Source organism: Lysinibacillus sp. NPDC056232, assembly GCF_042267565.1.
GTDB lineage: Bacteria > Bacillota > Bacilli > Bacillales_A > Planococcaceae > Lysinibacillus.
In genome coordinates this window covers 1-24,709 of the sequence record NZ_JBHJTF010000024.1, presented here as the reverse complement: position 1 = coordinate 24,709, position 24,709 = coordinate 1, and the positions used below count along the sequence as shown (strand labels likewise).

Here is a 24,709-nt window from a genome sequence, read left to right as displayed (position 1 = left end):
TACTATTATCTGATAGAATGATAATGTTCAAGAATTAAAAAATGGGGGTAATCGTTGTGAAGTTGCAAATTAGCAAGTGGCTCCAAAATCTATTGATAGCCTGTAGTATTGCATCGTTATTTACACTTTTCTTCCGTCTATCAGATTTTGCATGGATCACAAAAAGTGTTTATCATATACCAGTATTTTTTGTTATTTTGTTTTTATTAGGTTTAGTCATTGCTGAGGATGTACGCAAGATATTTAAAAGAATATTTTTGTACGAGAAACGCAAGGTTAAACGTCCTATATGGCAAGTAGGGATTGGCTTTATTTTCTTCTTAGCGCAAATCGGCACTGTAATGGTGTTTAATACAGAGCTTACACAACCGCAGCTTGGTGGTATGCCATTATTTTTAGTATTTGCCTTTATGAATGCTTTTATTTTGACAGTCATATATGAAGAGATTTTCTATCGCAAAGAAAAGACAACTAAAGCTAGTGAATAATATCGGAAGAGTCAATTACAATGAGTGATTGGCTTTTTTTGTGTCGTCAATCCTGAGTTATACTGTTAATGTAGAAAATTTGGCGATTTTCATCGTTATGATTGGTAAAATAACCGTTTTCTCGATAAAGTAAAAGGAAGAGGCATTTTCAAACATACGTTTTCGTTTTACAATTAAGAAGACGAAAACGCAGGAGGATAAAATCATGACAAAGGAAAAATTGCTATTATTGGACGGCAATAGTTTAGCATATCGCGCGTTTTTTGCGTTGCCATTATTGACGAATGATAGTGGAATTCATACGAATGCAGTGTACGGCTTTACAACAATGCTACAAAGAATATTGGAGGAAGAGCAACCAACGAAAATTTTGGTTGCCTTTGATGCGGGTAAGACAACCTTCCGACATGAAACATTTACGGAATATAAGGGTGGTCGACAAAAGACTCCACCAGAATTATCTGAGCAGTTCCCTTATATACGTAAGCTTATCGATGCTTATGGTATTAAGCGATATGAGCTTGAACTGTACGAAGCGGACGATATTATAGGGACACTTGCCAAAGAAGCTTCATCACATGATATGGACGTCATCGTCGTATCAGGAGATCGTGACTTAACACAGCTCGCGACTGAGCAAGTAACAGTATATATTACTAAAAAAGGGATTACTGAAATTGAAAGAAATACACCAGAATTTATTGCAGAAAAATACGGCTTAACTCCCCAACAAATTATTGATATGAAAGGTTTAATGGGGGACTCTTCAGATAATATTCCTGGTGTACCAGGTGTCGGTGAAAAAACGGCTGTTAAATTACTTAAAGAGCATGGTTCAGTGGAGTCCCTTTATGCGGCAATGGATACGGTGAAGGCTTCTAAAATGAAAGAAAAATTAGTTGCCAATGAAGAACAGGCACTAATGAGTAAAAAGCTAGCTACTATTTTTACAAAAGCGCCGATTGATATAACGCTTTCTGATCTTGCTTATAATGGTCCGAATGAGGAAGCATTAATTAGTGTGTGGCAAGAGCTTGGTTTTAAATCATTACTAGATAAAAGTGATTTTACTGTCCAAGAAGAGGAACAAGCGCCTTTTGACTATGAAATTGTGCAAGAAGTAGAGCAAGAGCATTTAAAAGATGTAATGGCAGTGCATTTGGAGTTAGAGGACGAGCATTATCATACATGTCAGCAACTAGGCATTGCACTAACAGATGGAGCGAAAACAATATACGTGCCGTTTGATCTTGCGGCTAAATCAGATGTTCTTCGTCTTTGGTTAGAAGATTCTACTAAAATAAAGTATATGTCTGATTCAAAAGCATCTCAGGCTGCGTTAAAACGTGCGGGAATACGTTTAGCGGGTGTGGAATTTGACTTATTGCTTGCTTCTTATATTAATAACCCAGGGCTAAGTGGAGATGATGTGGCAACTCTTGCAAAAGAACTAGGCTATCGTAATGTGCAAGCAAATGAGGCTGTTTATGGTAAAGGGGCGAAACGAGCTATACCAGTCATAGATGCACTTGCTGAGCATGCCAGCCGCAAAGCCTTTGCTGTGTGGTCTTTACAGCCAAAGCTTGAGGCAATGTTAAAGGAAAATGAACAGTTCGAACTCTATAAAAACTTAGAACTTCCGCTTGCTTCTATTTTAGGGGCAATGGAAAGTGAGGGAATCACGGTCAATCATGCCACATTAGAGAAGATGGGTCAGGAATTAAATGACAAGCTAATTGTTATCGAACAAGCAATTTATGCTGAAGCAGGAGAAACCTTCAATATTAATTCACCAAAGCAATTAGGCGTTATCCTCTTTGATAAACTCGGTCTTCCTGTTATTAAAAAGACGAAAACAGGCTATTCCACTGCAGCAGATGTATTGGAAAAATTAAAACCAGAGCATGCCATTATTGAGCATATTCTTTTATATCGTCAGCTTGGAAAATTACAGTCAACTTATATCGAGGGCTTACTAAAAGAAATCCATAAAGAGGATGGAAAGGTGCATACTCGATTCCAACAAGCATTAACAGCTACAGGACGTTTAAGCTCAACCGATCCGAACTTACAAAACATCCCGATTCGCTTAGAAGAAGGACGGAAAATTCGTCAAGCGTTTGTGCCATCGAAAGAAGATTGGATATTATTTTCTGCCGATTATTCGCAAATCGAATTGCGTGTATTAGCCCATATGTCGAAGGATGATAATTTAGTCGAAGCTTTCCGTGAAGGTATGGATGTTCATACACGTACAGCGATGGATGTATTCCATGTTTCAGCAGAAGAGGTCGATAGTAATATGCGTCGTGCTGCAAAAGCGGTGAACTTTGGTATTGTCTATGGGATTAGTGATTATGGCTTATCGCAAAACTTGGATATTACCCGTAAGGAAGCTGCTACATTTATCGAGAAGTATTTTGCAAGTTTCCCAGGTGTAAAACAATATATGGATGATATCGTCCAAGATGCGAAGTTTAATGGTTATGTGACAACGATTTTAAATAGACGTCGATATTTACCTGACATTACGAGCTCGAATTTCAATCTGCGAAGCTTTGCAGAGCGTACTGCGATGAATACGCCAATTCAGGGAAGTGCAGCAGATATTATTAAAAAAGCAATGATTGATATGGATGCTCGTTTGAAAAAAGAAAATATGCAGGCAAAAATCCTCTTACAAGTGCATGATGAATTAATATTTGAAGCACCTAAAGAGGAGATTGCATTGCTTGAAAAAATAGTACCAGAAGTTATGGAGAACGCAATCGAGCTTTCAGTACCATTAAAAGTAGATTTTAACTACGGTGCAACTTGGTACGAAGCAAAATAAGGAGAGGTTAAAATGCCTGAATTACCAGAGGTTGAAGGTGTCGTCCAGGCATTAAAACCTAAAATTGAAGGGCGGACAATTCAACAAGTTCAACTATCTGAAATTATTCGTTTTTCCTTTGGGGAGGGAAAGCAATGTATCGTGAAGCAAGCTGAGCCTGATGCATTTGAAATAGCCTTGTCTCAAATGACGATCACAAAAATCGAACGACGTGCAAAATACATCTTTTTTCATTTACTGAAGGAAGATGTCCCCTATGTGCTTGTTAGTCATTTAGGGATGACAGGTGCATGGTTTGTGGTAAATTCGCCTGAGGAAATCCAAGAGGCGAAATTTAAAAAACATATTCATGCTACATTTCAAATGGCAGATGGTGGCTATTTAATTTATTCGGATATACGCCGCTTTGGTGAACTACGTTTTTTAACAAAAATTGAAGATCATGCACCATTAACAAAAATGGCACCAGAGCCATTCGATGAAATAGCATGTGATTATTTTATTGCGAAATCAAAGTTGCCGAAATATGAGAAAAAGGCCGTTAAGGATGTCATTATGGATGGGCAGATCATTTCGGGCTGCGGCAATATTTATGCTACAGAAGCATTATTTGCTCAAAAAATTCATCCGGCCCGCACAATGAACCGCATCAGTGAAAAGCGTAAGCGTGCATTATTCGAGGCGATTGTCGCTATTTTACGCCAAAGCATTGAAGCAGGAGGTTCAACAATTTCAGATTATCGTAATATCAATGGTGAGGCTGGAAGTATGCAGAATCGACTGCAAATGTATGGGAAAAAAATGTGTCCAACGTGTGGAACTGCAACGAGCCAAATGACGATAGGTGGGCGCACATCAGTCTTTTGCCCAAATTGTCAACATTAAAGGGGATTTAACTATGATTATCGGACTAACAGGAAGTATAGCAAGCGGAAAAAGTACAGTAGTAAAAATGATGACAGCACTTGGTTTACCGATTGTCGATGCAGATATTGTAGCGCGTGATGTTGTAGAACCAGGGACGGAGACTTTAAAGTTAATAGCTGAAAATTTTGGAGAAGTTATATTGCTAGAAGACGGTAGTTTAAATCGTGCCAAGCTTGGCGATATTATTTTTCACGAGCCTGCCAAGCGTAAAATGTTAAATGATATTATGCATCCTGCTATTCGCAAGGAAATGTTACGCCAGCGCGATGCTTATTTAGAGGCTGGAGAAAAGCATGTTGTGATGGATATTCCACTTTTATTTGAAAGTAAGTTACAACATTTTGTCGAGCGTATTATCGTGGTATCGGTTAGTGAAGAGGTACAGCTTCGTCGATTAATGGAGCGTAATAACTTATCAAAAGAGGATGCACTAGCTCGAATACGTTCTCAGTTACCTCTGTCAGTGAAAGAAAAAGGTGCCCATGCGGTTATTTATAATAATGAAAATTTAGAACAAACCGAGCACCAATTAAAAAAAATCCTGACTTATTGGGATGTAATTAATTAAAAATCTGTAAAATCATTCGATGCGTAGCAATGACATATTGCTACGCATTCTTATTTTTGATAAACAAAATAAAAAAGAATCTCTTTGAATGCTGAGGTGCTTATAGGGTGTTCGTTGAGCTTTCAAACGGGAGTCGAGTAGTTTTTCACTTTAATCAATGATACGTAGAACTTTTTTTATTTTAAGCTTTTCAAAAGTGAGCGTTATCCTACTCAATAGTCAAACAGAATAGACTTATTACAGAGACGCGTTTGTACATCTTCCGTTGCTTCTGCTTTGCTTTTCGCACAAAATGAAACAACTTGTGCCGTCGCCTACTGAAGTTTTATCACTGTAAATTAGAGTGACATGCTAGAATTACACGTTATGTGAAGAAGTTGATTGGAGTGGAGGCTGGGCGACTCTTTGGAGATTAGCGTCACAGATGAGACCCTGGAGCGAGCAACGCGAGTGAAGCGGCTCATCGGACGCCCCCAGGAAGCTCTGCTCTGTGCGAAAGCGAAGCGTCAGCAACAAAGCGCCCAGCCGGAACGGAAATCAACCCCCGTTTTGCCGAAGGAGCCATACTTTATTTAATATGACACCTTAATTTCATTGATACAATAATTAATAACATAGATGCGTAGTAAGAACACTTTGCTACGCATTTTTTTGTGGAGTTATACCATAATAAGGACAAATTTAGGTGGTTTTATTTTTCAGAAAATAAGAACTTTAATATTATAAATATATAATGTTCATCTTTTTTGAAATTGTGTTATACTATTCGCATAAAGTATATAATTAATATGAGTATGACTCACAGGAGGATTTTATAAATGACAGTATCAGTTGCTATTAATGGTTTCGGACGTATCGGACGTATGGTTTTCCGCCAAGCGATCGTGCAAGAAAGTTTAAATATCGTTGCGATTAACGCTAGTTATCCAGCTGAAACATTAGCACATTTGATTAAGTATGACACAAATCACGGAACATTCGAGGGTACAATTGAGCCAGCAGGCGATGCTTTAATTGTAAATGGTAAACGTGTTCAAATTATTAGCGAACGTGACCCATTAAAATTACCATGGGCAACAATGGGTGTGGATATCGTTATTGAAGCAACTGGTAAATTTAATGATCGTGAAAAAGCAGCAATGCACTTAGAAGCAGGCGCAAAGAAAGTTATCTTAACGGCACCTGGTAAAAACGAGGACGTAACAATTGTTTTAGGTGTAAATGACGAGAAACTTGATATCGCAAAACATGATGTTATTTCAAATGCTTCTTGTACAACAAACTGCTTAGCCCCAGTTGCCAAAGTATTAAATGACACATTTGGTATTGAAAGCGGATTAATGACAACAGTTCACGCTTATACAAATGACCAAAAGAATTTAGACAATCCACATAAAGATTTACGTCGTGCACGTGGTTGCGCACAATCAATCATCCCAACATCTACAGGTGCTGCAAAAGCATTAAAATTAGTGTTACCAGAATTAGAAGGCAAAATTCATGGTATGGCACTTCGTGTTCCAACACCTAACGTATCATTAGTTGACCTAGTAGTTGATTTAAACACAGACGTATCAGTTGATTCTATCAATGCTGCATTTGTGAAGGCTGCTACTGAAGGTCCAATGAAAGGTATCTTAAACTTCTCAGTTGAGCCTCTAGTATCTTCTGATTACAATACAACAACTTACTCTTCTACAGTAGATGGACTTTCTACAATGGTGATGGGTAACCGCAAAGTGAAAGTACTTGCTTGGTACGACAATGAGTGGGGTTATTCTGCACGTGTTGTAGATCTTGTGAAAAAAGTGGCAAAAGCTTTAGAAACAGTTAATGCATAATAATAATAATTAGACCGAGCACGTTGAAATCCCAGTGATTTCAATGTGCTTTTTTTATTTAGATAGCTAGTTTAAATGTAGAATCTATGCTTGTACTTTAGCCTTTCAAGGTTTATCATGAGCACACTAGCGTCAATGCGCTTTTCTTATACATAGGAAATTTGTTATAATAGAAATATTAAATTGTTGTGAAATCAGGAGAGTAATTATATGAGATGTCCATCTTGCCAATTTAACGGAACGCGTGTTGTAGATTCGAGGCCAGTTGATGATAATAAAGAAATTCGTAGACGTCGTGAATGTGAGTCATGTGGCTTCCGCTTTACAACGTTTGAAAAAATTGAAGAGACACCATTAGTTGTAGTGAAAAAAGAAGGTTCACGAGAAGAATTTAGCCGTGAAAAGGTACTTCGTGGGCTTATTCGAGCTTGCGAAAAACGTCCTGTTTCTCTAGAAGTGCTTGAAGGTCTAGTAATGTCTATTGAAAAAGATCTTCGTCGTATTGGGAATTCTGAAGTCCGATCCGAGGATGTAGGAGAAATGGTAATGGATCGCTTAGCTAAAATCGATGAGGTTGCGTATGTGCGCTTTGCATCGGTTTATCGTCAATTTAAGGATATCAATGTCTTTATTGAAGAAATTAAAGAAATTATCCAACGTCAGACAGAGCAGAAATTATAGGAAACAGAGAGGGTGAATGACGTTGATCCATTTGTATAAGGAATTACAGCCTGCTGATTCTTTTGACATTCGTCTACCTCATGCACTTTCTACGCAGGAACGTCAATTAGTAACGCTTTTTTATCAGCCTTTAATTGGAGCGGAACCAATCAGCCTTTATTTAACATTATGGGCAGAAGCTGAGCAAATGCCAAAGCAGCAAATGACGCATTATTATTTAATGAATGTGCTAGGGCTTCCTATTGGCAAAGTATTTGAGGCACGTATTGCGCTTGAAGCAATTGGTCTGTTACACACATGGAAAAAAGAGGATGCTGGCCAGCGAAGCTTTTTATATGAGCTGATACGTCCACTTGATGCAGATAGCTTTATGAAAGACCCACTGCTGTCGATGTTTTTATTTAGTAAAATAGGGGAGCAAGCTTATCGGAAGTTACGTCAGCGTTTTATTCCATCTGCAAGAGATGCAGAATTTAAAGATGTATCGCGTGCCTTCATAGATGTTTTTAAGCCTGTAAGTACAAACATTCCAGATGATTTACAAGCTGATACTAGTAGCAAGGATAAACAGCAAAAAGTATATCCATTTTATTTTGACCAGTTTGACTTTGAACTGCTGCAAGCGGGCTTATCGGAGCAACTAGTACCGGCAAGTTTACTAACATTTGAGGTGCGTGAAACAATAGCGAAATTAGCATTTTTATACCGCTTAACTGCACTCGATATGCAAAAAGTAGTGATTCTGGCATTAGATGATGACCTAGGTATTTCACTGGAACGTTTACGTAAAGCCGCTGCGGATTTTTATAAGCTAACGGTATCAAAAGAGCCACCAAAGCTTGCTAGAGTGAGTAAGCAGCCGTCATCCATAGAGGAATCAGGCCAAAAAACAAAGGATCAGGAACTTCAGCAATATTTAGAGACGACTCCCCCAGTGCAAGTACTGCGAGATATCAATAATGGCAAAGAACCTCTACAGACTTCCGTACAGCTTGCTGAGAGTTTAATTGTCCAGCATGGAATGCCAGTAGGGGTTGTTAATGCTCTTCTGGAATATGTAATGCTAACAACTGATATGAAGCTACCTAAGAAATATGTGGAAACGATTGCGGATCATTGGGTACGTAAAAATATTCAAACAGCAAAAGAAGCAATGGAACTAGCACGTAAAGAACATGATAAGTACACTACGTGGAAAAATAAACCCCAGTCTTCGGCAAAAAAGAACTCTTACACAAAAAATCGCCGAGAGGAAAAAGTACCAGATTGGTTTTATAAGCGTAATGAAAAATCAGAGGAAGTATTAAAAGATACAACAAATACTGACACTACTGATTTTGAAAAGGAAAGACAAAAGATTCTAGAGAAATTAGGTAATATTCAAAATAAGGTAGGTGAATGACAATCGAACCGATTAATGGACCATTAAAAAGAGCAATTAAGGTACCATCATTTCAAGAACGATATGAAGCGATGCGTCGAGAAATATTAGAAAATCCTCGTGTGCAAGAGTTTTTAGCTGAGCATGTGGATGAGTTAAGCTATGATACAGTTGAACGTAATTTACCGAAGCTTCATGAATTTATTAGCCAATCTACAGTCTGCTGTGGCTGTGACAATACAGGAAGTTGTACAAATTACTTAAAAGGTTTTTTACCTACTTTACGTGTAGTAAGGAGTACTGTTGAAATTGATTATGTACGATGTGAGCAAAAGATACGTGAAGATGAGCGCCGAGATGTTGCTAATATGATTGCAAGTATGCATATGCCAAAGGATGTGCTACAAGCTACAATAAGTGATTTATTTATTGATGATCATACACGTATTGATATTGCAAACCGTGCGGCTGATTTTGTTCAAAATGTACTAGATACAGGGAATTTGCCTGCTAAGGGCTTTTATTTATATGGTCAATTTGGAGTGGGGAAATCTTTTGTGCTAGGCGCATTAGCTAATGAACTTGCGAAGGCTAAAGTAAAGTCAGTTGTAGTTTTCGTGCCTGAATTTTTACGAGAAATGAAAAATGCAATTGGCGACAACACGTTGAATGAAAAAATAGACTATGTGAAAAAGGCACCAGTGCTAATGCTTGATGATTTAGGAGCTGAAACGATGACTGCTTGGACGCGAGATGAAATTTTGGGGACTATTTTCCATTACCGCATGGCAGAGCAATTGCCAACATTCATTACATCTAATTTTAATTACGATGAGTTGGAGCATCATTTAGCACAGTCACAGAAAGGTGACATAGAAGTCGTAAAGGCGGGACGTGTTATGGAACGTATCAAAGCCTTGACAGAACCGATTAAAATGGGTGGGGAAAATAGACGTATGTAAGATTGGCAGTTGCATTTTACGACAATCGAGCGTATACTGTCACATATAATAATTAACATCTTTCAGTGGGTGTCCAAACACCCACTGAAAGATGTTAAAGCCTCCGGCGGATGTCACGGAATCGGAAAGAGTTCATAAAGGATGTGCCTAAAACCATCGCATCCATGCGATAACGGCTAACTGACCTGCATCGGTAAAAACGCCACGTCCTGTGGCATTACCGAAATGACCGACATCGTGTCGGCCCTCGTGCAGGCCTAAGCACAAAGCCGATTCTGGACGCAATTATACCGAGGCATAATTGATCAAATGCATTGATGAGGACATGAATTTTGTGTAAGGCTTTTAGAGAGGGAAGTCATTGGCTGTAAGCTTCCTAGTTTGAGCACACTATTTACTACCTGCTGAGCAGCGAAAGGGATAATCTTTCGCCGGTCCCTAGCCCGTTAGCTAGCCTTGAGCTTCGTCTGACTAAAAAAGTCGGAAGGAAGAAGGGTGGAACCACGAGCATACGCTTCGTCCCTTTCGTAGGGACGGAGCTTTTTTTATTTTCGTTCAGTGGAAAAAAGTGGTGAAATGAATGCGGATAAATTCCGGGGATTCTTGAACTTCAATCATGCAACACAACAAAACTATAAGGAGTGCGGAAAAATGTCAGATATGATTAAATTAACTTTCCCAGATGGCGCTGTAAAGGAATTTGCAAAAGGCACATCTACTGATGACGTAGCATTATCAATTAGCCCAGGACTTCGTAAAAAAGCATATGCGGGTAAAGTAAATGGTGTCTTAGTCGATTTAAAAACACCAATTGAAGAGGATGCAACAATCTCAATTATTACTCAGGATGATGAGGAAGCACTGGAAATCTTACGTCACTCTACTGCACACTTAACAGCACAGGCGATTAAACGTTTATTCCCAGATGTTAAACTTGGTATTGGTCCAGTTATTGAAGGTGGCTTCTATTACGATATAGATGCACCAACTCCAATCACTGCTGAAGACCTACCAGCAATCGAAAAAGAAATGAAAAAAATTATCGCTGAAAATCTAGAGATAGAGCGCAAAAATGTTAGTCGTGCAGATGCACAAGCAATCTATGAAGAAATCGGCGATGAATATAAATTAGAATTACTTGAAGCGATTCCAGCAGATGAACAAGTTTCTATTTACCATCAAGGTGAATTTTTCGACCTTTGCCGTGGTATCCACGCACCATCAACTGGCAAGCTTCGTGAGTTCAAACTTCTTTCATTAGCGGGTGCTTACTGGAGAGGTAACTCAGATAACAAAATGCTACAACGTATTTATGGTACAGCATTCTTTAAAAAAGAAGAATTAAAACATCACCTACAAATGCTTGAAGAAGCAAAAGAACGTGATCACCGTAAAATCGGTAAAGAATTAGAGTTATTTACAACTTCTCAAAAAGTTGGTCAAGGCTTACCGCTATGGCTACCAAACGGTGCGACAATCCGTCGTGTTATTGAGCGCTATATTGTAGATAAAGAATTATCTCTTGGTTATAAGCATGTATATACACCAGTACTTGGTTCTAAAGAGCTGTACCAAACTTCTGGTCACTGGGATCATTATCAAGATTCTATTTTCCCACCAATGGAAATGGACAATGAAACATTAATTATGCGTCCGATGAACTGCCCTCACCATATGATGGTGTACAAAAACAGCATGCATTCTTATCGTAACCTACCATTACGCATTGCAGAGCTTGGTACAATGCACCGTTACGAAATGTCAGGCGCAGTTTCAGGTTTACAACGTGTACGAGGAATGACTTTAAATGATGCACATATCTTCGTTCGTCCAGACCAAATTAAAGTGGAATTCCAAAAAGTAGTACAATTAATTTTAGAAGTTTACAAAGACTTCGATTTAAATGATTACTCATTCCGTTTATCTTACCGTGACCCAGCGGATACTGAAAAATACTTCGACGACGATGCAATGTGGGAAAAAGCACAAAGTATGTTAAAAGAGGCAATGGATGAGCTTGGCTTAGATTACTTTGAAGCTGAAGGTGAAGCTGCATTCTACGGTCCTAAACTTGACGTACAAGTAAAAACTGCAATTGGTAAAGAAGAAACTTTATCAACAGTTCAGCTTGACTTCTTATTACCAGAACGCTTTGACTTAACTTACGTAGGAGAAGATGGTAAACCACATCGTCCAGTTGTTATTCACCGTGGTGTAGTATCAACAATGGAACGCTTCGTTGCCTTCTTAATTGAAGAATACAAAGGTGCATTCCCAACATGGTTAGCACCAGTACAAGTTGAAGTCATTCCAGTTTCAAACGAAGCACACTTTGATTATGCAAAACAAATTGAAGAGCAATTAACTGCAGCGGGCTTACGTGTTGAAATGGATGACCGTGAAGAGAAACTAGGCTACAAAATCCGTGAAGCACAAATGAAAAAAATCCCGTATATGCTTGTGATCGGAGACAAAGAAGTAGAGGCTGGTGGCGTAAACGTACGTCGTTACGGCTCAAAAGATTCAGAAACAATTAGCTTCCAAGACTTCTTAGCGAATATTAAAGCGGAAATTACAAAATAATTTTCGTAATTTTGCCGGCGAATACGATTAATTAGAATTCGCCGGCAATTTTTGAAGGGTAATCTTAATTTTATTAAAACAATATTATTGATTTCATCACCAAATGTTGGGGTGACACTTGTTAAAACAAATGTCATTTATATAAGTTGATTGGAGTGGAGGCTGGACGCCCCCAGGGAAATCAACCTCACGTTACGAAGATGAACCATTATAATAGTTTAGATTATAAAATTTTAGGTTACTTTAATAATAATAAGCTAAAAAACATTTGACAGCTTATAAAAGTACATGTTAATATAGTTAAGGTTAATGAATACAAAGTTTGTGGTTGAAGTAGAGGCTGCCCGCTTCTCACCTGATACAACGCTCTTGGGCTGTGAACAGGTATTACACGTTGAATTGTTTTGCGCAGACTTGCGCATGCACATATAGCGGGCGGACATCTTAGTGTCCGTCCTTTTTTTATGGACATGACAAGAGGATGTACCGTTCAACCGGGCAAGGCTTTGCCCAAACCATGTATTCGCGACAACTACTTGGAGGTGGATTACTATTAGCAAAGACATGTATGTAAACGAAGGCATTCGCGCACGTGAACTTCGATTAATCGATCACAATGGTGACCAGCTTGGTGTAAAGACACGTAATGAAGCGCTAGAAATCGCCACTCGTGTAAACTTGGATCTTGTCCTTGTGGCCCCTCAAGCCAAGCCGCCAGTCGCTCGTATCATGGACTATGGTAAATTTAAGTTTGAACAGCAAAAGAAAGACCGTGAAATTCGTAAAAATCAAAAGGTCATCGTAATGAAAGAGGTTCGTCTGAGCCCATCAATCGATGAGCATGATTTCCAAACGAAGCTACGTAATGCGATTAAATTCCTTGAAAAAGGTGATAAAGTAAAATGTAGCCTACGTTTCAAAGGTCGTGCGATTACACATAAAGACATTGGTCAACGTGTGTTAGATCGTTTTGCTGAAGCTTGTGCTGAAGTATCGACGGTTGAACAAAAACCGAAGATGGAAGGCCGAAGCATGTTCTTAGTTCTTCAACCAAAGAACGAGAAATAATATTAGACGAACAGTTTAGGAGGAATTCGACATGCCAAAAATGAAAACTCACCGTGGAGCTGCGAAACGTTTCAAAAAAACGGGTTCAGGTAAATTAAAATATGACCGTGCTTATGGAAGCCACTTATTCGCAAACAAATCTACAAAACAAAAACGTCACCTACGTAAAGCAAATATCGTTTCATCTGGTGACTTCAAACGCATCAAATCATTACTTGTTTACATGAAATAATTGACTAAAAAATACTAACATTCATTTTTAAATGAAAAGCAGGAGGTAATTCATATGCCACGCGTAAAAGGCGGAACAGTGACGCGCAAACGTCGTAAAAAAGTATTGAAATTAGCTAAAGGTTACTATGGTTCAAAACATACATTATACAAAGTTGCTAACCAAGCAGTGATGAAGTCAGGTCAATATGCATACCGTGACCGTCGTCAGAAAAAACGTGATTTCCGTAAATTATGGATCACTCGTATCAACGCAGCTGCTCGCATGAACGGTCTTTCATACAGCCGCTTAATGCACGGTTTAAAAGTTGCTGGTATCGAAGTTAACCGTAAAATGTTAGCTGACCTAGCTGTAACTGATGCAGCAGCATTCACTCAATTAGCAGACACTGCAAAAAAAGCTGTTGCTAAATAATTAGTGATATAATGCTTTCACAAGACTGATGGATTTATCCGTCAGTCTTTTTTGTGTTAGAGTAGTAGTAAATAGAGAAAAAGGAGTATTCAATGGTACAAGCATTATTAGCGTATATGGCGATCGTTTCTATAGTCCTGCTCATTATGATGGGAATGGATAAATCAAAAGCAAAAAAACATGAATGGCGTATTGCGGAACGCACATTATTTACATTAGCAATCGCTGGAGGTGCAGTAGGGGGCGTGCTAGGAATGTATTTATTCCGTCATAAAACACGCCATAACAGCTTTGCATTTGGTTTCCCGCTACTAGCAGCTATTCAAATTTTTATCATAGTACAATTATGGTGATAAAACGCAAAAACATTCCGATAAATCACGAAAATGTTCCGATAAATAAAAACACATCCTCATTCTGAGGATGTGTTGTGCATAAGCTTTTCAATGGGTTGCTTCCAATTTATTTTTGCGCTCGGATAGTTCAATAGGATTTCTTGCTGAAGGTATTCAAAATCTCTTTTCGTAAAACCTTGCAGTGTAGCGGCGTCTCGGGCGCCAACAAAAATCGTAACAACCTCGAAGGCTTCTTCAGTAGTGCCGAGGTATTTTTCACCTTCGAAAAGAGCACCTTTATAAGAGATAAAAAAGTTTTTTCGGACATTTTTGACGTCATCATAAAAATAGTATTGGCCTTTTTCATAGGCTTCATCAAGTTTTCGCTTAGGATCGGTTATATAACGAATCGCTTTATAAAATACATAGATAATAAGCGCAATAACAGCAAGACGAATAAGTAACGGCAACATTTTAAATTTCCCCCTTGAAGAAAGGTTATTCCTTCCTATACGATTGTATGGGGCAAATGGTTTCACTTTATATAAATATTTTTAAGAAATTTAGGAGAAAAAAATGAATTTACAAAAATTGTTTAAAATGCAAAAAGAGCTTGATGATTTCATCGAAAAAACACAAAATATTGACCGTGATGTATTTAAGGAAAAAGGTTTAGCCTTAATGGTAGAGCTAGCTGAACTTGCAAATGAGACCCGTTGTTTTAAGTTTTGGAGCACAAAGGGAGCTTCAGAACGGGATGTGATTTTAGAAGAATATGTAGATTCGATTCATTTTATATTATCACTTGGCCTATTAAAAGGTTATACAGCAATAGAAAAATGGCCTGTGATTGAAGAGAAGAGAGATTTAACAGAGACATTTTTAATGACACAAGACTATATTTTAAGTTTTATTAGTCAACCAACAGAGGATAGATATTTAGCGATCTGGCAATGCTATGGATTACTTGCGTTTAATCTAGACTTTACGTTTGAGGACGTAGTTTCGGCATATATAGAGAAAAATGAAGAAAATTATAATCGTCAGCGTTCGGGGTATTAAAGTAAGAAATCCGACAATTTTCAGACGATTTAACTAGGAATATTTCGGTAAACGAAGTATAATAGAGGAGATACAAGAGTCAGGAGGTAAAAGGATGACACAGCTAGATTCAACATTACAAATGTTTAAGGATTTAACAGATGCGAATGGTATTGCAGGGAATGAACGTGCCCCGCGCGAGGTCATGAAAAAATACATTGGACCATATGCAGACTTAGTGGAAACAGATAATTTAGGTAGCGTCATTGCTAAAAAAGTTGGCGATGAAAATGGTCCTAAAATTATGGTTGCAGGCCATTTAGATGAAGTAGGCTTCATGGTTACTCAAATCGATGACAAAGGGTTCATCAAATTCCAAACTGTAGGCGGCTGGTGGAGCCAAGTTATGCTTGCACAGCGTGTAACAATTACAACACGTAAAGGCGATGAAATTATTGGAGTTATAGGTTCAAAGCCTCCTCATATTTTACCAGCAGATGTGCGTAACAAAGTAGTAGACATTAAAGATATGTTTATCGATGTTGGTGCGGCTTCAAAAGATGAAGTGCTTGAATGGGGTGTACGTCCTGGCGATATGGTAACACCATATTTCGAATTTAATGTGATGAAAAACGAAAAATACTTATTAGCAAAAGCATGGGATAACCGCATTGGTTGTGCAATTGCCATTGATGTTATGAAAGCATTGCAAAATGAAAAGCATCCTAACATCCTTTATTCTGTAGGGAATGTCCAAGAGGAAGTAGGGCTTCGTGGTGCGAAAACTGCGACGCATAAAATCCAACCAGATATTGGCTTTGCTGTCGATGTAGGTGTAGCAGGAGACACACCAGGTGTAACTGCTAAAGAATCAACTAGTAAAATGGGCGCAGGTCCACAAATTGTTGTTTACGATGCATCAATGGTGTCACACCGTGGCTTACGTGAATTCGTATTAGATGTGGCTGATGAGCACAATATTCCATATCAATTCGAAGCAATGGCTGGTGGCGGTACAGACGCTGGTTCTATCCACGTAACTGCAAATGGTATACCTGCCCTATCTATCGGTATTGCAACACGCTACATCCACTCACATGCAGGAATTTTACATCGTGACGATTATGATAATGCTGTAAAATTAATGGTGGAAGTTATTAAAAAGTTAGACCGTGATGCAGTCAATAAAATTATTTTTGACTAATATTGCTGAAAGAACATCGGAAAGAACTAAATAGATATACCGTAGTTTTGCCTTCTAACAAAAATGTTAGGAGGCTTTTTGCGTTGGTTAGACCAAAGAAGAACATAAATGTTGACGTTGATACGAAGATTTTGGCGATTCAAGCTCGAAAGGAAGAAGAGCCAATATTAGAAGAACAAAGCATTGTAGATAAGCTCTATATGCCCATAGTGAATGATAAGAGTATTAAGAACCTTACTATCAATCATGTATTGCTCGTACTCAATCAGCAAATGAAGCTGAATGGATTACGTAAGCGAACAATTGACGATTACAATTACCAATTTAAACGCTTTGCAGAAATGGTAAAGGTAGAGTATTTACATGAAATCAATGTAGATAGATTTACGAGTATTTATCGCTTCTTGGCGATATTAAAGATATTTCAAAACTTAACCGTTTAAAGACGCTTACAGCTATTTTAGGACGTTGTTATGACAATGGGTGGATTAAGACTAAGTATTGGAAGAACATCAAAATCAAGAAGGATGCAGAAAAAAAGCTTGATTGGATTTTAGATAATGAAAAGTAATCCTAGCAAGGATAGAGTTACAGGAAATAAATAGCAATCACTTAAGGGCATTTAACGAGCATGTGAGCTTTGATAGTGAAGCAGGGAACATTCACAGAGGTTGTCTAATTGGAGCTGTCACGCTATGTTTGGAGCTACAGGAGCTGATGTGAGAGTATAACAAAAGGACTTGCATATATGATAATCAATCATAAACACAAGTCCTATTCTTATTAAACTAAAGCCCTCCGTTAGCCATCCATGAAGCGCAAAAATAAGCACTTCACCACAGAAAATGAAAGATGATTACGTTCTTTCATGGGAGTTGAAGAACTAATTTTACGCATAACTCCCTTATAATTGTTGTATGGTACTATATTATTCCGCATGTTCTTTCATTGATTTTTCAAGTGCTTTAACATAAGCATCTTTGTTTTCCTTACTTAACTCATAAAGTGCCCTTTTCCAATTTTCTCCATCTACACCTGATAAATGTGGAGTACTTTTTAGTACAGCTTCTTGCATATTCGGTTTATCCTCTTTACTAGCGTCTTTAATAGGCTTTGTTGCTTTTCTTGCATCTGTTACCCCTACTTGTATGTCTTTGTGAATGTCTTTGTATTTATCAGGAACTTTTATATATTCCATATTGTCTAAAATCTCATCCATCTTGTTTGCTATTTTTAAAATATCTTTTTCTTTTTCTTTGTCTTTCATAGCTTTCAACGAGTTTACTATGAATAAATCCTTCATGTATTGAAACTCTACTACTTGTTCACAAATATAATAGGGATACTGTTTCTCTGATATTACTGTTTTCATTGTTGATTTGCTTAACTGCTCAGTCTTAGGAGTAGACTCTTTATTTTCTACCGCACAACCTACTAATAATAGAATGGGTATTGCTAATGATACGAGTTTCGTTGCTTTCATTATTTATCCTCCTTTTAGAAAGTATTGTAATTAATTAACATATTGTACCATAACGTAAATTATAAATAATAGATATATAAAATTCCTATCATTTGAAAGAAGTGATTTGTCATAAATATTGGATGTATATTCCATACGTGTCAGATTTACATAACGCATCATTATCGGTAGCAAGAAAAAATTCTTTAATGAATGGAAAGTTCCTTCTTCAACTAAACTGCACCGTTAGTACAATAAGAAAAAAGAGCTGTCTAAAACAGCTCAATGTTCTTCAGGTAAAGCACCCCGTTACTTCAATAAGGGGGCTCGTCAGATTTATGCGGATTTACAACGATAAGACTTCAATTTTTATACACGATTTTATTCATCAAAGACGATGGTGCAACATTAATTCAAATGCTTCAAAACCTTTGCTATGACTGACTTTTAACAAAAGTGCATAAAACAACACATAAACAATATTCATAAGATAAGCCACGAACGTTGATTTCACAACATTCGTGGCTTTTTGATGTGTTTCCAAACTTTCATTTGGGAACGTTTATTATGATTGTTTTGTATAGCTTATAAGTCCTTGTTGCACTAAAGCGCCCGATTGCTTAGGAAAGTATTGGTAAAAATAGAACGTCAAGAAAAATGTCTGCCGATATTAATGTGTATTAATGACCCATATTATCGTTATTACCACTAAGTGGTTCTACTACTTCTCCATCTTTATCTATTACAATACTGTCGGTTTCCTTATTAGCCTCGGTCAAAGACCCATAATAAGTAAAAACACCAAAAGTAATGATAGCTATCGTTGTTAATACTATAGAAATTCTCTTTTTCATAAAGTAGTCATCTCCCTACATATAAATTTATTTTGTTCGAATTTTAACATACACTTTTTTTCAATCTAATCCGATTAAAGCACAGCGCTTATTCAACAACTGCACCCGTTAGTTGAAGTATAACCTTCCCAAAGCTTTTTTATTTCTTCTGTTTGTTCGATAATGTTGTTATTTAATTTTCTAATTGCATCAAAGATAGCAAATGAACAAACAAAAATAACCACAGCAAGTCCTATGTCCATATTTACACATCTTTCATCAACAAATATAGTTTATTAAACCATTATAAGGTAATTAAGGGTGATGGAAATTAAATTTAATATTTGTTTGTAATTACGAAAAAAAGCCCCCAAACTGTCGTTTGGTAACAATTCTTTCCTTAGCCACTATAAAAAAACTTGGTGGCTTTTATATTAGTTTCTTACTCGAACATCCAGTCTTTTCTAACATTAACCTGCCTCGTTAGTTGAATAACTGAATAATCAGTTGGTGTGTCTAGTGTAACATATTTACAAATATGGGTGTGTGTAAAATGCGGGCTTATAAAGCAAGGTATGATGGATTGTGGTAGCGTATCATTGTTGATGTGCTTTTACCCTCTGCTCAAACAACGCTCAGGTGACTCGAGAATCAGTTAGGTGCATACTTGGTTACGTGGATTGCACTTAGGTTGACTGTAAAGGCATAACAAAAGGACTTGCGTGTAATTTTACGCACAAGCCCTTAGATTGATGTGTGATGGACTATTGTTCCTCTTGGTGAAAAATGACTCATAAAATTATTCCCCCCCCAATATTATCCAAATCTCTTTTTAAGTTAAAAATAATAAGTATTCTATGAGACTTTTCTGTAACTCGACCAAAATCTACAACTTGTTGTATTTCAACTATGTCATTTGTATAAATTTTTTGTAAGTTTCTAACTTCGGTAATCTTTTCACCTAAACTGTCAATAGCATCCCAATCCATTATTCTAAGTTCAACTACTCCTTGATAAGAAGTTTTTATATTCAAATCATCATCTCCCTGTATCTTAAATAACAGAAAATTATGTCTATGGAGAATGATAACACAGAAAAGTTCGATTTGGTAGATAAATGGAAAAGTGTATCGAAGGAGTGTTGCTGTTACTTTCAACGACACGATAAGGGCTAAATGTATTAGAAGTTAATTCAACTATAAAGCACAGAAGTTCATGGGAAAACTCCTATACAACACTCAAATTAAATAGTTATTCAAATAGTAGCGGTACATAAGGGTAAATGTATCATCATCTAAGGAGTGTGTTGATACAGGTAAATAAAGATGGGGGAAACTAAGGTCTTGACGATAGCGAGTACAATTGACAATCATAAGTCTGAGTTGAATGTATGCTTTTAACTAAAAGGATACATAAGGAATGTTGAGGTAGAGCCGTTACTTATTTGCCCTTCGTTTGAATGTATGGTATTGTTTATATATTGATAAAAGGATACATAATAAAAGGGGAAATAAACATGGCTAACACCAATGAGAAAAAAGGTATGTTGATTGATGTGCAACCAATTAAAACTAAACAGGAAGTAAATGAGCTGATAGAAGCTCTAGGTATGACAGAACAAGGCAAGGTGAGTGAGTATGCTAAGCGTAATCAACTTTTGTTCAAATTAGGTATCTCTACAGGTTTGCGTTGTGGGGACTTGGTGGCTTTGACACTGGAACAGGTGAAGGGGAAATCTAATTTTAAGATTCGTGAGGGCAAAACTAAGAAAGAGCGTACAGTGTACCTAAACAACTTGATGGCTGATATTGCAGACTACATTGAAACACTACCAACAGGAGCAGTCTATCTGTTCCCTAGTCGCAAAGGTGAAGGACACATTACAACTACACAAGCCTACCGTATCATTGCCAAAGCAGGTGACATGATAGGGAATCAGTCCATTGGTACACATACTATGCGTAAGACTTTTGGCTATACATACTACCAAGCGACAAAAGACGTAGCCACACTAATGGAAATCTTCAACCACAGCTCGCAGAAAACAACTTTACGCTACATTGGAATTACAGAAGAAGCCATTGAGAACAGCATTAAAAGTGTATCTTTCTTCTAAGCAGTTAGGGTGAATCCTTGAGTGTACCTGAACGTAACCTTATTAATTTATTACTTAATTTATACGGCTTTAAGCCACTTCAATAATTCTAAAGTTGATAGGTAAAATATAGATTTTATGTGAGCTGTGTAAAGGGCGTCAGATGGCTTGTTCAGGGTTGCAGGAGAGCTGTGACAAGCCTTTACAGGGCAAGTTGATACATAAAGTCAGTAGAGGTCAGAATCGTGTCAGGTGAACGTTTCAAGCGTCACATGGCAAGGCTTAGGTAGGGGTGTTTTCCGATATTTTGATGATGATGAATGAAGAATCCAAGCTACCTACTACACGCACACCAAAAGGAAAATGAAGTGATACGAGAGCAATCTTGTGAAGTTGAAGTATATAGGCATCACTGATAATGAAGTTAACAAAACGTTTGAACAATGTAATCCTACATAGTAGACTAGTTTTAATGAAGGCAAAACTATGTTCTGATATAGTTCCTTCCGATAAATGTACGTTCTTTTAATACAAATGGTTTAATAGCAGGATTTCATAGTGGTAAGGTTAGTTACATACAGCTCATTTGTGACGCTGGTTCTATCCACGTAACTGCAAATGGTATACCTGCACTATCCATCGGTATTGCAACACGTTACATCCATTCACATGCAAATATTCCTTAACCATCTCTTGTACTTTCAAGTCTTCTACTGGATAACCATATAATCTTTTCACTTCTTTAGTTAAATGAATAAATGTTTTATCCAATGCAATTTGATCTTCTTCTGATTTCTTTGATAACTCTTCCACAACAACCTTTAACTTTTGTTGTTCCATCCATTCATTTTGTTTTTGTTCTGTACTCATACTATATATAAGGCTTAATAATACAGTACCATCTACTTCTCTTTCATCTTCGACTAATTTAATTCCTCTTTTAATTGCTCGCATTGTTTGCTCAATTTGTTCCTTTTCTTTTTCTAAAGCATATAAATGGAGGGACAAACTTTCATTTAAATCCATATTAAAACTTGATTCATTTAACAAAGTAGTAACTTTATCAAGGCTATACCCTAGAAATTTTAGACTAATAATTTTTTGTAATGTAATAATATTTTGATGATTGTAAATGCGATGCCCTGAAGAAGGATTTTTTTCAGGTTGTAATATACCAATTTCATCATAGTAATGCAAAGTAGGAATTGGTATTCCTGTCCTTTCTGAAAATTCTCCAATAGAAAACTTTTTATTATTCATCAAAATTCCTCCTATCAATAGGTATAAGCTAATCATAATACATCAAGTAACTAGAGGTTCAAGAGGGAAATTTAAAGTTTGAGGTGATAGATAAATGGTAAATGTGCAAAAAATGAGATTGTCTGTTACAGATACCGAGACGATATGGGGAGGTCTAATTCCCACACACCAATATTTGTGAATATGTTACACTAGACATAATAACTGATTATTCAGTTATTTAACTGATTGGGTAGGTTAGTGAAAGAAGTACTTAGAATAATGTTGCGATATGGACGCAAAGGGATGGGGGAGTAGTATGTTTATAGTTAGAACAGCTATTTTATGGATTATTATATCAACGATCATTAATGCATATTTAATGACATTACCCATACCTGTTTTACGAAAAAGAGATTATCCGGCTAGCTATCTAATTAAACGAAATAATAGGATAGATATACAAAACAATAGGGAATGTGCAGCATTTTCAACAGCATATGTGTTGCGTCATTTTGGAATGGAGGCCAATGGTGATGAGTTATATACTAATTTCCCTAGTAAAACGAGGTCAGGTAATGTATATCCAAAGGGAATCCGTACGGTGTTAAGAAAAAAGGGATTTAAAACAAGCTATTATAAAGGAAATATAAATACATTAAAGTACGAAATTAGTAAAGGAACTCCAGTAATCGTTTTTATTAAAGTACATAAGGATCGTAATAATTTGCATTTTGTCCCTGTCGTAGGGTATGACAAGGAGTATGTATACCTTTCAGAATCACTAAGGGAACTGGCGAATTGTGACGATGATATCAATAGCTATAATCGAAAAGTTCCTATTAATGAATTTAGGAAATTGTGGAATGTGAAAAATATTAATATGGTTCTTTATAGCAATACTTACATAATTGTAGACGCACACAGAGCTAATGATATTTTTACTCTAACGGCCCTCAAACTTAAATGTTTGAGGGCTGTTTTTTTATGTCGATAAACTAAGAAAGTTAGGTGATAAATTTAAAAAGCTAGGCGATAAATTCAAAATTTTTATCGATAAATTCATATAATCATCTATTTAACCTATAAAAGCTGCAATATATCTTTCCCAATTTGCCCAGGGTTTGCTGCCAATATAGGTGATCGATAATTTGATAGAACAACAACGCCTGTTTGTTGCGTTTTATCAAACCCTAGATAACTAGAAAAAGCTTTCGTCGAACCATTATGCCAAATGATATTGTCCTCAAGAAGCCATCCTAGACCAATACCCATATGTTCCGAAAAAGTTTCAGTAGCTTGATGTGATAATGTATAACCTAAATTTTCATCACGTAAATGTACTTTCATAAATTTTAAAAGATCATTAACAGTTGAGCGGACTGCCCCCGCTGCCATAAAGTCATTCATTTGGAGCGGAGGCTTTTTATGTCCAAGAATCGTGTATCCTTGCAATACTGCCTCAGCTTGATCAGAAGGGATAGAGATAAATGTATTTGGCATATCTAAAGGATCTGTTAATTTTTGTTTGATAGCTGTTTCATAATCAGTGTGGAGTGTATTGGCTAAAATATATCCTAAAAGCCCCATCCCTACATTAGAATATCTAAATTTAACTTTAGGCTCGTTTGTATGCGTTTTAAAATAATGTATAGTCTCGTTTAGTGAGTATTGGCAAAAAGGATCACGAGGTGTTTGCGCGTCAAAAAGATTGGAAATGTTCTTTAGCACACCTATTCCCGGCAGTCCGGAAGTATGATTGGCTAAACGTTTGAGCGTGACAGGGTGAGTATCGGGAATTGCGGAAAAGTATTTGCCAATAGAATCTTCGACATGGACTTTTCCTTCCTGAATCATTTCCCCTAATATGGATGTAGTAAAAACTTTAGAAATCGATCCAACTTCATATATATAAGGCTTTTCTTCCAGCATAAAATTCGAGCCACCTAAAGTAAAAGTAGCTTCCTGATCTTGCGAAATGATACCAATGGATAAAGCAACATTTGGGCGAGTTTTTATATAAGGATAAGCAATTTTAAAAATGTCCTTTTTCAAATTATGTAAATCCACAAGAATACCTCCATTATGAACGCTTATTTTTTTCCTGCTCCACTGAAATAATAGAATGTAATTTCGAAAGTATATCCTTTAATTGTAATAAGTCCTCTCGATTGAGCTTTGTATAATATTTATAAATAATAGCAAGTTCAATTTCCTCCTGCTTTTGAAAATAAAGATGTGCTCGTTCATCTAGCTCTATAATAACCTCTCTACGATCCTTTTTACTCATTGTTCTTTTTATATAACTTTCTTGCTCTAGCCTATTTACTAATTGGCTAACAGCACTCGCAGATGTCCCCATTAACTTTGCTAATTCATAAGTTTGAAGGGGACCTTTCGTCTGAAGGAGACTTAAAAATACTGCTTGTTTTGTAGTTAATGTTTCATCCAATAAAGAGGAAAATTCTTCGGTTAACATTAAATTGGCTTCATAATCAACTTGATTAATCTCCTTAATAAGA

25 protein-coding genes and 2 pseudogenes are annotated in these 24,709 nt (G+C 36.9%); 20 read left to right on the top strand and 7 right to left on the bottom strand.

The genetic code is table 11. The features are described 5' to 3' along the window. Nucleotides 1-56 precede the first annotated feature (56 nt). From ACFCYJ_RS17130 to ACFCYJ_RS17065, 14 genes are all read left to right on the top strand, one after another. Nucleotides 57-488 carry a DNA polymerase I gene (locus ACFCYJ_RS17130; protein WP_376075275.1) on the top strand — a complete coding sequence of 144 codons (432 nt, stop codon included), beginning with the start codon at nucleotides 57-59 and terminating at the stop codon, nucleotides 486-488. A 205-nt stretch (nucleotides 489-693) separates the two neighbouring features. Continuing rightward, on the top strand, nucleotides 694-3,321 hold the full coding sequence (gene polA / locus ACFCYJ_RS17125) for a DNA polymerase I (protein WP_376075273.1): 2,628 nt from the start codon (nucleotides 694-696) through the stop codon (nucleotides 3,319-3,321). Nucleotides 3,322-3,333: 12 nt separating this feature from the next. After that, nucleotides 3,334-4,206 carry a bifunctional DNA-formamidopyrimidine glycosylase/DNA-(apurinic or apyrimidinic site) lyase gene (mutM, locus tag ACFCYJ_RS17120; protein WP_376075271.1) on the top strand — a complete coding sequence of 291 codons (873 nt, stop codon included), beginning with the start codon at nucleotides 3,334-3,336 and terminating at the stop codon, nucleotides 4,204-4,206. Nucleotides 4,207-4,219: 13 nt separating this feature from the next. After that, nucleotides 4,220-4,816 carry a dephospho-CoA kinase gene (gene coaE / locus ACFCYJ_RS17115; protein WP_376075269.1) on the top strand — a complete coding sequence of 199 codons (597 nt, stop codon included), beginning with the start codon at nucleotides 4,220-4,222 and terminating at the stop codon, nucleotides 4,814-4,816. A gap of 405 nt (nucleotides 4,817-5,221) precedes the next feature. Further along, complete coding sequence (locus tag ACFCYJ_RS17110) at nucleotides 5,222-5,392, top strand: hypothetical protein (RefSeq protein WP_376075267.1); 171 nt, start codon at nucleotides 5,222-5,224, stop codon at nucleotides 5,390-5,392. Between the two features lie 242 nt (nucleotides 5,393-5,634). After that, nucleotides 5,635-6,657: a glyceraldehyde-3-phosphate dehydrogenase gene (locus ACFCYJ_RS17105; RefSeq protein ID WP_376075265.1), complete on the top strand. Its 1,023-nt coding sequence runs from the start codon at nucleotides 5,635-5,637 to the stop codon at nucleotides 6,655-6,657. Nucleotides 6,658-6,867: 210 nt separating this feature from the next. Next, nucleotides 6,868-7,338: a transcriptional regulator NrdR gene (gene nrdR / locus ACFCYJ_RS17100; protein WP_049667519.1), complete on the top strand. Its 471-nt coding sequence runs from the start codon at nucleotides 6,868-6,870 to the stop codon at nucleotides 7,336-7,338. Between the two features lie 16 nt (nucleotides 7,339-7,354). Further along, the gene (locus ACFCYJ_RS17095; RefSeq protein ID WP_376075262.1) at nucleotides 7,355-8,740 is read left to right on the top strand and encodes a replication initiation and membrane attachment family protein; all 1,386 of its coding nucleotides are present in this window, start codon (nucleotides 7,355-7,357) and stop codon (nucleotides 8,738-8,740) included. Between the two features lie 2 nt (nucleotides 8,741-8,742). Beyond that, entirely contained in the window at nucleotides 8,743-9,681 is a 939-nt protein-coding gene (gene dnaI / locus ACFCYJ_RS17090) for a primosomal protein DnaI (RefSeq protein WP_376075378.1), read from the top strand. 651 nt (nucleotides 9,682-10,332) lie between these two features. Beyond that, nucleotides 10,333-12,264, top strand: coding sequence for a threonine--tRNA ligase (gene thrS, locus ACFCYJ_RS17085; RefSeq protein ID WP_376075260.1), 1,932 nt, complete (start codon nucleotides 10,333-10,335; stop codon nucleotides 12,262-12,264). Nucleotides 12,265-12,828: 564 nt separating this feature from the next. Continuing rightward, nucleotides 12,829-13,332 (top strand): translation initiation factor IF-3, encoded by a 504-nt coding sequence (infC, locus tag ACFCYJ_RS17080; protein ID WP_025114499.1) that lies wholly within the window; start codon nucleotides 12,829-12,831, stop codon nucleotides 13,330-13,332. Nucleotides 13,333-13,363: 31 nt separating this feature from the next. Then, on the top strand, nucleotides 13,364-13,564 hold the full coding sequence (gene rpmI / locus ACFCYJ_RS17075; RefSeq protein WP_004226312.1) for a 50S ribosomal protein L35: 201 nt from the start codon (nucleotides 13,364-13,366) through the stop codon (nucleotides 13,562-13,564). Between the two features lie 54 nt (nucleotides 13,565-13,618). Next, a complete protein-coding gene (gene rplT / locus ACFCYJ_RS17070) occupies nucleotides 13,619-13,978 on the top strand; it encodes a 50S ribosomal protein L20 (RefSeq protein ID WP_053592414.1) in 360 nt (119 codons plus the stop codon). 92 nt (nucleotides 13,979-14,070) lie between these two features. Next, complete coding sequence (locus ACFCYJ_RS17065; protein WP_376075255.1) at nucleotides 14,071-14,331, top strand: DUF1294 domain-containing protein; 261 nt, start codon at nucleotides 14,071-14,073, stop codon at nucleotides 14,329-14,331. Nucleotides 14,332-14,390: 59 nt separating this feature from the next. Here ACFCYJ_RS17065 and ACFCYJ_RS17060 read toward each other — a convergent pair whose 3' ends face one another. Next, nucleotides 14,391-14,786: a sigma-w pathway protein ysdB gene (locus ACFCYJ_RS17060; protein WP_376075253.1), complete on the bottom strand. Its 396-nt coding sequence runs from the start codon at nucleotides 14,784-14,786 to the stop codon at nucleotides 14,391-14,393. A 103-nt stretch (nucleotides 14,787-14,889) separates the two neighbouring features. On the opposite strand from ACFCYJ_RS17060, the gene ACFCYJ_RS17055 reads away from it, so the two are divergent. The 3 genes from ACFCYJ_RS17055 (at nucleotide 14,890) to ACFCYJ_RS17045 (ending at nucleotide 17,001) form a co-directional block, all read left to right on the top strand. Continuing rightward, entirely contained in the window at nucleotides 14,890-15,375 is a 486-nt protein-coding gene (locus ACFCYJ_RS17055; RefSeq protein ID WP_376075252.1) for a dUTP diphosphatase, read from the top strand. Nucleotides 15,376-15,469: 94 nt separating this feature from the next. Continuing rightward, nucleotides 15,470-16,558, top strand: a complete 1,089-nt coding sequence (locus tag ACFCYJ_RS17050) for a M42 family metallopeptidase (protein ID WP_370041481.1) — start codon at nucleotides 15,470-15,472, stop codon at nucleotides 16,556-16,558. An 83-nt stretch (nucleotides 16,559-16,641) separates the two neighbouring features. After that, nucleotides 16,642-17,001 carry a hypothetical protein gene (locus tag ACFCYJ_RS17045; RefSeq protein ID WP_376075249.1) on the top strand — a complete coding sequence of 120 codons (360 nt, stop codon included), beginning with the start codon at nucleotides 16,642-16,644 and terminating at the stop codon, nucleotides 16,999-17,001. Between the two features lie 485 nt (nucleotides 17,002-17,486). On the opposite strand, the gene ACFCYJ_RS17040 is transcribed toward ACFCYJ_RS17045, so the two are convergent. From ACFCYJ_RS17040 to ACFCYJ_RS17030, 3 genes are all read right to left on the bottom strand, one after another. Further along, nucleotides 17,487-18,041, bottom strand: a complete 555-nt coding sequence (locus ACFCYJ_RS17040) for a hypothetical protein (RefSeq protein ID WP_376075247.1) — start codon at nucleotides 18,039-18,041, stop codon at nucleotides 17,487-17,489. A gap of 659 nt (nucleotides 18,042-18,700) precedes the next feature. Continuing rightward, nucleotides 18,701-18,874, bottom strand: a complete 174-nt coding sequence (locus ACFCYJ_RS17035) for a hypothetical protein (RefSeq protein ID WP_169778100.1) — start codon at nucleotides 18,872-18,874, stop codon at nucleotides 18,701-18,703. A gap of 770 nt (nucleotides 18,875-19,644) precedes the next feature. Next, nucleotides 19,645-19,887 carry a hypothetical protein gene (locus ACFCYJ_RS17030; protein WP_376075244.1) on the bottom strand — a complete coding sequence of 81 codons (243 nt, stop codon included), beginning with the start codon at nucleotides 19,885-19,887 and terminating at the stop codon, nucleotides 19,645-19,647. A gap of 482 nt (nucleotides 19,888-20,369) precedes the next feature. On the opposite strand from ACFCYJ_RS17030, the gene ACFCYJ_RS17025 reads away from it, so the two are divergent. Further along, a complete protein-coding gene (locus ACFCYJ_RS17025) occupies nucleotides 20,370-20,969 on the top strand; it encodes a tyrosine-type recombinase/integrase (RefSeq protein ID WP_376075242.1) in 600 nt (199 codons plus the stop codon). 569 nt (nucleotides 20,970-21,538) lie between these two features. Further along, nucleotides 21,539-21,628 (top strand): annotated as a pseudogene (locus tag ACFCYJ_RS17020) (hypothetical protein); the annotation flags it as partial. Here the strand turns inward: ACFCYJ_RS17020 and ACFCYJ_RS17015 are convergent. Next, a pseudogene (locus tag ACFCYJ_RS17015) lies at nucleotides 21,621-22,211 on the bottom strand (MerR family transcriptional regulator); the annotation flags it as partial. The pseudogenes ACFCYJ_RS17020 and ACFCYJ_RS17015 overlap by 8 nt on opposite strands. A 295-nt stretch (nucleotides 22,212-22,506) precedes the next feature. On the opposite strand from ACFCYJ_RS17015, the gene ACFCYJ_RS17010 reads away from it, so the two are divergent. Continuing rightward, the gene (locus ACFCYJ_RS17010) at nucleotides 22,507-23,184 is read left to right on the top strand and encodes a cysteine peptidase family C39 domain-containing protein (protein WP_376075240.1); all 678 of its coding nucleotides are present in this window, start codon (nucleotides 22,507-22,509) and stop codon (nucleotides 23,182-23,184) included. A gap of 86 nt (nucleotides 23,185-23,270) precedes the next feature. On the opposite strand, the gene ACFCYJ_RS17005 is transcribed toward ACFCYJ_RS17010, so the two are convergent. Next, a complete protein-coding gene (locus ACFCYJ_RS17005; protein WP_376075238.1) occupies nucleotides 23,271-24,257 on the bottom strand; it encodes a serine hydrolase domain-containing protein in 987 nt (328 codons plus the stop codon). A gap of 13 nt (nucleotides 24,258-24,270) precedes the next feature. Next, nucleotides 24,271-24,709: MarR family winged helix-turn-helix transcriptional regulator (locus ACFCYJ_RS17000; protein ID WP_376075235.1), on the bottom strand; the 439-nt coding region annotated here is incomplete at its 5' end.

Excerpts from the sequence above, each read along its gene's own strand:
- polA (WP_376075273.1), top strand. The coding sequence starts at position 694 with ATGACAAAGGAAAAATTGCTATTATTGGACGGCAATAGTTTAGCATAT.
- mutM (WP_376075271.1), top strand. The coding sequence starts at position 3,334 with ATGCCTGAATTACCAGAGGTTGAAGGTGTCGTCCAGGCATTAAAACCT.
- coaE (WP_376075269.1), top strand. The coding sequence starts at position 4,220 with ATGATTATCGGACTAACAGGAAGTATAGCAAGCGGAAAAAGTACAGTA.
- ACFCYJ_RS17105 (WP_376075265.1), top strand. The coding sequence starts at position 5,635 with ATGACAGTATCAGTTGCTATTAATGGTTTCGGACGTATCGGACGTATG.
- nrdR (WP_049667519.1), top strand. The coding sequence starts at position 6,868 with ATGAGATGTCCATCTTGCCAATTTAACGGAACGCGTGTTGTAGATTCG.
- ACFCYJ_RS17095 (WP_376075262.1), top strand. The coding sequence starts at position 7,355 with ATGACGTTGATCCATTTGTATAAGGAATTACAGCCTGCTGATTCTTTT.
- thrS (WP_376075260.1), top strand. The coding sequence starts at position 10,333 with ATGTCAGATATGATTAAATTAACTTTCCCAGATGGCGCTGTAAAGGAA.
- infC (WP_025114499.1), top strand. The coding sequence starts at position 12,829 with ATGTATGTAAACGAAGGCATTCGCGCACGTGAACTTCGATTAATCGAT.
- rpmI (WP_004226312.1), top strand. The coding sequence starts at position 13,364 with ATGCCAAAAATGAAAACTCACCGTGGAGCTGCGAAACGTTTCAAAAAA.
- rplT (WP_053592414.1), top strand. The coding sequence starts at position 13,619 with ATGCCACGCGTAAAAGGCGGAACAGTGACGCGCAAACGTCGTAAAAAA.
- ACFCYJ_RS17065 (WP_376075255.1), top strand. The coding sequence starts at position 14,071 with ATGGTACAAGCATTATTAGCGTATATGGCGATCGTTTCTATAGTCCTG.
- ACFCYJ_RS17060 (WP_376075253.1), bottom strand. The coding sequence starts at position 14,786 with ATGTTGCCGTTACTTATTCGTCTTGCTGTTATTGCGCTTATTATCTAT.
- ACFCYJ_RS17055 (WP_376075252.1), top strand. The coding sequence starts at position 14,890 with ATGAATTTACAAAAATTGTTTAAAATGCAAAAAGAGCTTGATGATTTC.
- ACFCYJ_RS17050 (WP_370041481.1), top strand. The coding sequence starts at position 15,470 with ATGACACAGCTAGATTCAACATTACAAATGTTTAAGGATTTAACAGAT.
- ACFCYJ_RS17040 (WP_376075247.1), bottom strand. The coding sequence starts at position 18,041 with ATGAAAGCAACGAAACTCGTATCATTAGCAATACCCATTCTATTATTA.
- ACFCYJ_RS17035 (WP_169778100.1), bottom strand. The coding sequence starts at position 18,874 with ATGAAAAAGAGAATTTCTATAGTATTAACAACGATAGCTATCATTACT.
- ACFCYJ_RS17025 (WP_376075242.1), top strand. The coding sequence starts at position 20,370 with ATGGCTAACACCAATGAGAAAAAAGGTATGTTGATTGATGTGCAACCA.
- ACFCYJ_RS17010 (WP_376075240.1), top strand. The coding sequence starts at position 22,507 with ATGTTTATAGTTAGAACAGCTATTTTATGGATTATTATATCAACGATC.